We start from the raw sequence: 8,744 nt of genomic DNA on the forward strand, positions 1-8,744 counted from the left end.
TTGAAGAAACTTGTCGCGCGGCAGAAAAATTCTCCGAAAGGAATGAAACAACTGGCAGATGCCATTCCGGAAGGATACCTGGATGGGCAGTCGCAAATGATAGATACCGTAAACTTGCAGGAAGTGCATAATTCATTTATGGCGTCCAGCACCCATCTGTTCTCTTTTGTGATGAATTATCGCTACCGGAAAGAGGTGACACGTGGAGAGAAATTAATCTTTTTCTGCCAACTGGCATCACAGTATGCCGACGAACTTCGCTTTACGGATACTTATGAAATCTCCGACGAAGTGGAATACCCTTTAATATATGCCAAATAATCTATGCCAAATACTAAAAACAGATGAACATGAAATACACTGAAGAGATATTTAATATACTTAGCAAAGGGGGATTCATTTCTTCCAATAGTGTCTCTACCCAAGTGAAACGCTTGTATGATGCCATTGAGGAAGATTTGCCCGATTATTATGATTACTATAAAGGTATCGGTTTCTATCTGGAAGGTGGTGACGGTTATTACTACTTTACCCGCAAGGAATCGAAAGTCGATTTGGAACGTAAACTGGAAGCGATTCAGAAGTGGATTGATTATCTGAGTTTCCTGAAAACCTATCATTCGGCATTCGGCCCGGGCTTTTTGTTCCGTGCCGCTGATATTGAGATTCAGATAGGATGCGATATCGAACTGAAAGAAAAGGCGACCAAACTGTTTTCGGATAAGAAGAAATATGATGAAGTAGTCGGCAAACTGCTGAAAGAACTGGAGAGTATAGGGCTGATAGAGAAAGAAAACGAACTCGACGGGACATATAAAGTATTATCGGCTTTCCATTATATGGAGGATTTGGTTGATTGTATCACAATTTCAGAGGAGGTGCAAGATGAGATACCTGAATAAGATTATTTTTCTGAACAGTGCCCATATTCCATATGCGGAAGTGAAGTTGGATGGGAACGTACATTTTATAGGTACGCAAGGTGTCGGTAAGAGTACGCTGCTCCGTGCCATCCTATTCTTTTATAACGCTGACAAACTAAGACTGGGCATTCCGAAGGAGAAGAAAAGTTTCGATGCTTTTTATTTTCCATACGCCAATTCTTACATTGTTTATGAGGTGATGCGGGAGAATGGGGCGTATTGTGTGGTAGCTGCCAAATCCCAGGGACGGGTGTTTTTCCGTTTTATCGATGCGCCATTTCAGCAGGACTGGTTCATTGACGAACGCAATGCCGTATATTCCGAGTGGGGACGCATCCGAGAACATATCGGTTCGAAGATTCAAATTACTGCACAAGTGACTAGTTATGAAATGTATCGGGACATTATTTTCGGTAATAACCGCAAGCACGAAATGATACCCTACCGCAAGTTTGCCATTGTGGAAAGTGCAAAATATCAGAATATTCCCCGTACGATACAGAACGTCTTTTTAAATTCCAAACTGGATGCTGATTTTATAAAAGATACCATTATCCGTTCGATGAGTGATGAGGATATCTCTGTCGATTTGGACTTCTATCGTAGCCAGATAAAGGAATTCGAGCAGGAATACAGGGACGTGATGCTTTGGTTTACAAAGAACAAGAATGGAGAAGTGCCTGTCCGGAAGATGGCGGGGAAAGTAATAAATGTCTATCGTGATTTGATTTATACACAAAAGCAGATTAGTGAAGAGCGTGCGGAACTTAACTTTGCGGAGAAACGGGCTTTGCATGAGATTCCGTTGGTGAAGGAAGAACAGGCTAAAGCGGAGGCGGAACGTGAACGGTTGCTGCGGCTTATGGGTGAACTGCAACAAAAGTACACCAATGAGCGTGATGGCTTGATTAGGGATATAGGTATAATAAACGACTTGCTCAAAAAGATACGTGAGAAACGTCTGCATTATGAGCAGATGCAGATTGAAGAAATCATCAAACGGGTATCTTGCGAAGAATTACTGGTTCAGGAACTAGAACAAGTCCGGAATATGAAATCGGAACTTACAAGGGCTTATGAGGACGTATTGAGTAAGTACCGATTGCTGTTTGAAAAACTGGAAGCTGATTTCCGTACTTTTGAGAATAGTCAGCAAGCACGGATAAATTTCCGGAATGCAGAGATTGCCGGTAAGCAGGAGGAATTGATGCAACAGCTTCGTGTGGAAGAAGAAAAAGTAAGGGCAACGCAAGAAGAGAAAGTGCAGACAGTGGATAATCGTATCCGGCAGTTGCGTGACGAACAGGCACAGTGCAACCTGAAACTTCAAAAGGTGAAATACGAACATCCCCATCAAAAGGAAATGTCCGATTGTGAAGACGGTATCAACGAACTGCGCAAAAAAGACAAGGAACTGGAACTTAGCATCCGTCAGCAACAAGGAGAGATAAAGCAGTTGAGACAGGAGTGTGAATGGAAAGTAAAAGAATTGAAATGGGAATTTCAGGCAAAGATGGAGGCCGTTCGCAAAGAGCGGGGTGCGATTGAAGAACAGTTGCAAACATTGGATGCCTTGATTGAGAAACGAAGAGGTTCTTTGTGCGAATGGCTGGAGAAGAACAAACCGGATTGGCAGGAGACGATAGGCAAGGTGGCGGATGAGGAACTGGTGTTGTACAACAATGAACTGCAACCTCAATTGGTGAATAAGGAAGCTACTTTGTTCGGCGTTTCACTCAATCTGACTGCAATCGAGCGTTCTGTCCGCACTCCCGAAGAAATGAAGCAGGAACGCGACAGGCAACAAGCAGCCCGGCAACTTTGTACCGACCGCCTCACCCGACTGACGGAAGAAGAGGGAGAAGCAGTTTCTTCTTTGGAGAAAAAGTATTCGAAGCAAATACATCGTATTTTGGAAGAACAACATCTGATGGAAGCCGAGCGAATGCAGATTCCTGCAAAATTGAAGAATTTGCAGGCTGATTACGCCTCATGGAAGACAAAGGAGGAGGAATGGAAAAGAGGTTGTATCGAAGAATTGCAGGCGCAACTGAATGAAATCGGCCATCGGCTTTATGTGGCGGAAGGAGAGAAGGAGAAGCATTTGGCGGAACGGGAAAAACTGTTGAAAGCCTGCCGGAAAGTGTATAATGACAGCAGGACGGAACTCCGGAAGGAACTGGAGGAGTTTGTTGCCGGCATTCAGCAAGAGATAGAGCGGATGAAACAGCAAACTGCGGAGCGGAAAAAGGAATTGAAGCAGGCGCAGGAGAATGAATTGAATGGAAAGGGTGCTGATACGGTCACTATCCGCAAGTATGATGACAGGCTTGCCGAAATAAGTAAAGAATTGGATTATATAGGTAAATCCCGCCCACAAGTTCTTTTTTATGAAAGAGACAAGGAGGAGCTGTTTGATAAAGAACCTGCTACGCGAAGCCGGAAGAAAGAACTGGATGCGAAGCTGGTTGCATTGGACGAACGTTTTGCCCTGAAAAAGGAGAAGTTGCAGATTCAGAAAAAAGGGGCGGACGAGCATCTCGACCGGATTGGCAAAGAATTGCATTTATTGGAGGACGGGCTGGATAAAGTGGATATGTTCCGGAAAGATGAAACTTTCTGTCCGCCTTCTGTGACGGAAATAGGAGAGAAGCCTACCCGGAAAAGTTGCGACGTTATTGTGGAAGAGTTGAAGTCGCTCATTGTATCCACCATCAGAAAAACAGAAGAATTCAAGAGAGCGGTGACGCAGTTCAATGGAAACTTCTCGTCAAAAAATACGTTCCATTTCCGTACGGAGTTGGTTGGAGAACAGGATTACTATGATTTCGCTTCCAATCTGTGCGAGTTTGTGGATAATGATAAGATTTCCGATTATCAGAAACATATCAGTGAACGGTATACGGATATAATCCGCCGGATTTCACAGGAAGTGGGAGGACTGACCCGTAATGAAAGCGAGATACACAGAACAATAAAGGATATCAACGACGATTTTGTCAAGCGGAATTTTGCCGGAGTAATAAAGGAAATAGCTCTTCGCCCGCTTCAGAGCAGCGATAAGCTGATGCAGCTATTGCTGGAGATTAAACGGTTTAGCGATGAGAACCAATATAATATGGGAAAGGTTGACTTGTTCTCGCAGGATTCCCGTGAAGATGTCAATGCGACGGCTGTCCGGCATTTGCTGTCGTTTATGAAATTCCTGCTCGATGAGCCGGGACGCAGACGGTTGGCGCTTGCCGATACATTCAAGCTGGAATTTCGCGTGAAAGAGAATGATAACGACACGGGATGGGTGGAGAAGATTGCCAATGTAGGTTCTGACGGTACGGACATTCTGGTGAAAGCGATGGTCAATATCATGCTGATTAATGTGTTCAAAGAAAAGGCGTCACGTAAGTTTGGTGACTTTAAAATCCATTGTATGATGGATGAAATAGGAAAACTGCATCCTAATAACGTGAAAGGTATTCTGGATTTTGCCAATTGCCGGAATATCTTGTTGGTAAACAGTTCTCCCACTACTTACAATGTGGAAGATTATCGTTATACCTATTTATTGAGTAAAGACGGACGGTCAAATACACAGGTTGTCCCATTGTTAACCTATAATAAGATAGAAAAATGAGCAGCAATTTATTTACATTGACAGTGGCGCAGCTGATTCAGAAAATGCTGGACGGTGATACTGTAGCATATAGCAAGTTTGACGGCACAATAGCACGAGAAATGGTAAATGAGGGAATCATAACGCTTGTTTCACAAGGGAGTAGGCGCAGTTTCCGTATGATTGACCCGAAAGGATGCCGTATCTATCTTGCTCAGAATTATACTTTCGGCATGAAGTTGAGAGATTGGATTGAGATGAAAAGCCGTTGGGAAGGAGTGTCACGTTCGGAACAAGTGGCGAAAGCGGGGCACTCAAAACTTAGATATATCCGTACGTTCAAAGGTTTTCTACTCAATTGTTATACGCCTATAGAATTTACTCTTCATGGTGAACCATGCGTGCTTTCTCCCTTGCAAGGTATTTCCATCTTCATACAGGATTACGAAGATTTCCGTATTCCTGAAGATGTCGTAGTAGTGGGTATAGAGAATGGAGAGAATTTTCAGCATATCCGTGCCCAAAGCTATTTGTTTGAAGGAATGAAAGTTCTTTTTGTATCCCGTTATCCGCAATCGAAGGATTTGTGTAACTGGCTAAAGATGATTCCCAATCGTTATATCCATTTCGGAGACATAGATTTGGCTGGTATTTCTATCTTTTTAAATGAGTTTTATGTGAATTTGGGCAACCGTGCGGAATTTTTCATTCCTGCAGATGTGGAGAAGCGCCTCAAGGACGGAAACCGACAGCTTTATGATAATCAGTATTTGCGTTATAGGGCTATGTTGGTTTCTGACGAACGTTTAAGGCCGTTGGTGGCAATGATTCATAAATATGGGAAAGCGTATGAACAAGAAGGATATATAAAGGAATGAATTAGTCATATGATTACACTGGATAATTTTGAGAGCTTTGTCCCCTATAAGATATTGATGCGCGGGGAAGAGTATTATGATACGGATGCCGTTTCCGAACTGGAAGAAACCTCACCCGGTGAATGGGCTGCAACCGTAGAGGGAACGGACGATTATAATGTAGAAATATCTATGAACGGAAAGGAGGTAGAATCCTGGTACTGTGATTGTCCGTATGATGGAGAAATCTGCAAGCATGTCGTGGCAGTGCTCCTGGCAATCCGCGATAATAATAAACGGGTGAATCGTTGTGCATTTTCAAAAATGAGAATAGTTACAAAAGAAGAAGAGGTCGTACAACCCGATGTGGACATCAAACAATTGCTGTCATTCATTAGTCCGCAAGAATTATCTAAGTTTGTCAGTGAATATGCCTCGACAAATCCGGAATTTAAGGCAGCGTTTTTGAAGCGTTTTATATTCAAGGAATCGTCTTCGACATCAAAGGGAAAAGATTATAGAACGGAAATTCAAAAGATTTTTAATAGTTTCGGTGACAGTAAAAAGTCTCGTTATCATAATCGTTATAATGATTACAGTCGTGATTGGGAAACTATTTTCAATCGAATGGATATTTATCTGAAGAAAGCAGACTTCTTTTTGAGTCTGGGAGATATGGATAGTACTATTGCCATAGCTCTTCAAACACTTCGTTCTATCGGTGAGAATTATGAGGATGAATTACTATATATTGACGATGATGATGACTTTGGCACTTCCCTTTATTGTGAGCACGCAGGAGGTCTACTCATGAAAGTGGTTGGACATCCTAAAACAACTCAGAAACAAAAGACGGATATTCTACAGGAATTACGTCAGATTGCTGAAATATCTACTTATCGAAATTACGGAATCTATGATATAGATGAACTTATGATGCAAATCAATCTTTCGATTCAGCCGACAGAAAAAGCCTTGGAATTGATTGATGGACTTCTTGAAACAAGAAAGGACACTTATGATTTATATCAGTTAGTTCTTCGCAAAGTCAACTTGTTATTGGAGCAGAATGAAGAGCAAAAAGCGAATGAAACGATCCGCCGATATCTTTATCTGACTGAAATACGGGAGATGGAGGTTGAAAAATTGATTGTCCGTTGCCAATACGATGAAGCCATCCGTTTGCTGGATGAAGGAATAGAGATTGCGAAAGAAGAGATATATCCCGGTACCGATAGTAAATGGTTGGAAATAAAACTGAAGATTTACGAGACGACCAACCGGACTTCCGAAGTAATTGATATATGTCGTCTATTGTTTGTGACAGGCAGAGATAAACTGACATATTATAATAAACTCAAAACTCTGATTCCAAAAGAACAATGGAAGAGTTTTCTGGATACGATGATGAAAGAAACTGAATTTAGTAACTATTTTTCTTTCGGTGGAAGTGTTGAAGCTGATATCTATGTGAAAGAACAGGATAATGAGCGTCTGTTCATCTTGTTGTCATCAACTAGATATGATCAACTGGAAGCATTGATGCGGTATGCTCATTATTTGAAGGATACTCATTCGGAACAGCTGATTGCTATGTATACTTCTTCGTTGAATGACTATGCCGAACGGAAAATGGGACGGAGGAATTATGAATTTATCGCACAAGTGTTACCGTGCATACATAAACTAAAGGGAGGACAGACTGCGGTGAAAAACATAGTAGCGGAATTTCGGATAAAATATAAACGTCGTCCGGCAATGATGGAAGTGTTGAAGGATTTTTGAAAAGATTTTATTATAAGTTTTTTGTATCTCTGTTGTTTGGGTATGGCAAAGTTCGTACCTTTGTAAAGTTACAAATAAGAATGATAATGAAAAAGTCTATAAAACGTTTACCCAAGCGGACACAGGAAGAATTGACAATCTTGCTGGATTTAGTGCGTAAAAACATCGAGAATTGTCAGATGGTTATCCTGTTCGGAAGTTATGCAAGGGGAAACTATGTTTTATGGGACAGTAATATAGAATTTGGTGTTCATACTTCCTATCAGAGTGATTACGACATTCTTGTCGTCGTGACCGGACAGACTAAATATGTGGAAAGAAAATTGCACCGTATTACGAATCAATATCATGATTTGTTTGCTGGTCGTCGTCATGCTTTTCCACAATTTGTTGTAGAACATATTAATACCGTAAACCGTAATCTGGAAGTCAGCCAGTATTTCTTTACGGATATAGTAAAGGAGGGTGTTATGCTTTATAATAGTGGCAAACATGAATTGGCTAAACCACGGAAGTTGAGTTTTAAGGAGATTCGGGATATTGCACAAAAAGAATTTGATGAATTATATCCATACGCTTGTGGGCTTTTGGAAGGAGTGAATAAATTTTATTTGCCTGAAAAACAAAATAAAATTTCTGCGTTTTTGCTTCATCAGACATGTGAGAAACTTTATAATTGTATTCTGATGGTCTTTACGAACTATCGTCCGAAGAGTCATAAAATCAAAGAATTTGGTGGGATGGTAAAGCGTTTTTCTATGGAATTAACTACTGTCTTTCCTCAAAATACGGATACAGAGAAAGAATGTTTTGATTTATTATGTCGTTCTTACATAGAAGCTCGCTATAACAAAGATTTCAGTATCTCACAAGAACAACTAGAATACCTTATTTCCCGCGTAGATATTCTGAAAGATATTACTGAACGCTTGTGTAAGGAGAAGATTGCGGAATATGATATGATGATGTAATAATTGGTATATCTTATAGGGATATTCCTAGAATATAAGGTAACTAGGCTGATGCGAGCTGTGATGCGGGCTGTAAACTTTGTGCCATTTGTCGTATTATTTAATTGATAGTTCAACAAAGACTACACTTTTTCTACCGAACTCTTAGTATAAAATCACATTTTTCCTACCGAATATTTAATATTATGATACAATGGCGGAATAATTGTTCCCAGTGAAATAAGTCGGTGTTGCATTTATAACTTGAACTTAGGATTTAACCTCTATGAAATGAAAAACAAAATATATCTGTCATCTGTCACAGATTATAATCTAACTTGCAGAGTATAAGTGCTTAATATTGTGACAGCACAAGGTGACAGCAGTGTGATAGCAATAATGCTGTCACCTAAAAAACAAAGACAAAATAAAGCCTTTGTTTGAAAATGAATAGTATCAGCCATAAATGAATAAGTCGTTCAATTTGTTATCTTCGCACTTATGAATTGTGTCCTACCTTGAAACCAACAGTTTCAAGGTGCGAAACTGTTGGTTCTGCGGTTTGAAACTTTAGTTTCATACGCTTGAAACTCTAGTTCCAATTACTTGAAACCATTGG

The 8,744-nt window shown here is 40.6% G+C and carries 5 protein-coding genes and 1 pseudogene; all 6 read left to right on the forward strand.

The window, feature by feature from the left end:
* A pseudogene (locus RDN93_RS20840) lies at window positions 1-321 on the forward strand (hypothetical protein); the annotation flags it as partial.
* A gap of 29 nt (window positions 322-350) precedes the next feature.
* Window positions 351-902, forward strand: a complete 552-nt coding sequence (locus RDN93_RS20845) for a hypothetical protein (protein ID WP_004308256.1) — start codon at window positions 351-353, stop codon at window positions 900-902.
* Window positions 886-4,554 carry an ATP-binding protein gene (locus RDN93_RS20850; protein ID WP_308747267.1) on the forward strand — a complete coding sequence of 1,223 codons (3,669 nt, stop codon included), beginning with the start codon at window positions 886-888 and terminating at the stop codon, window positions 4,552-4,554. Before RDN93_RS20845 ends, RDN93_RS20850 begins: the two co-directional genes overlap by 17 nt.
* Window positions 4,551-5,411 (forward strand): hypothetical protein, encoded by an 861-nt coding sequence (locus RDN93_RS20855; protein ID WP_308747268.1) that lies wholly within the window; start codon window positions 4,551-4,553, stop codon window positions 5,409-5,411. Before RDN93_RS20850 ends, RDN93_RS20855 begins: the two co-directional genes overlap by 4 nt.
* Before the next feature lie 9 nt (window positions 5,412-5,420).
* On the forward strand, window positions 5,421-7,175 hold the full coding sequence (locus RDN93_RS20860; protein WP_308747269.1) for an SWIM zinc finger family protein: 1,755 nt from the start codon (window positions 5,421-5,423) through the stop codon (window positions 7,173-7,175).
* A gap of 86 nt (window positions 7,176-7,261) precedes the next feature.
* A complete protein-coding gene (locus RDN93_RS20865) occupies window positions 7,262-8,146 on the forward strand; it encodes a HEPN domain-containing protein (protein ID WP_308747270.1) in 885 nt (294 codons plus the stop codon).
* Window positions 8,147-8,744 lie beyond the last annotated feature (598 nt).

Origin of the sequence: uncultured Bacteroides sp. (assembly GCF_902491285.1) — a bacterium.
Classification (GTDB): domain Bacteria; phylum Bacteroidota; class Bacteroidia; order Bacteroidales; family Bacteroidaceae; genus Bacteroides.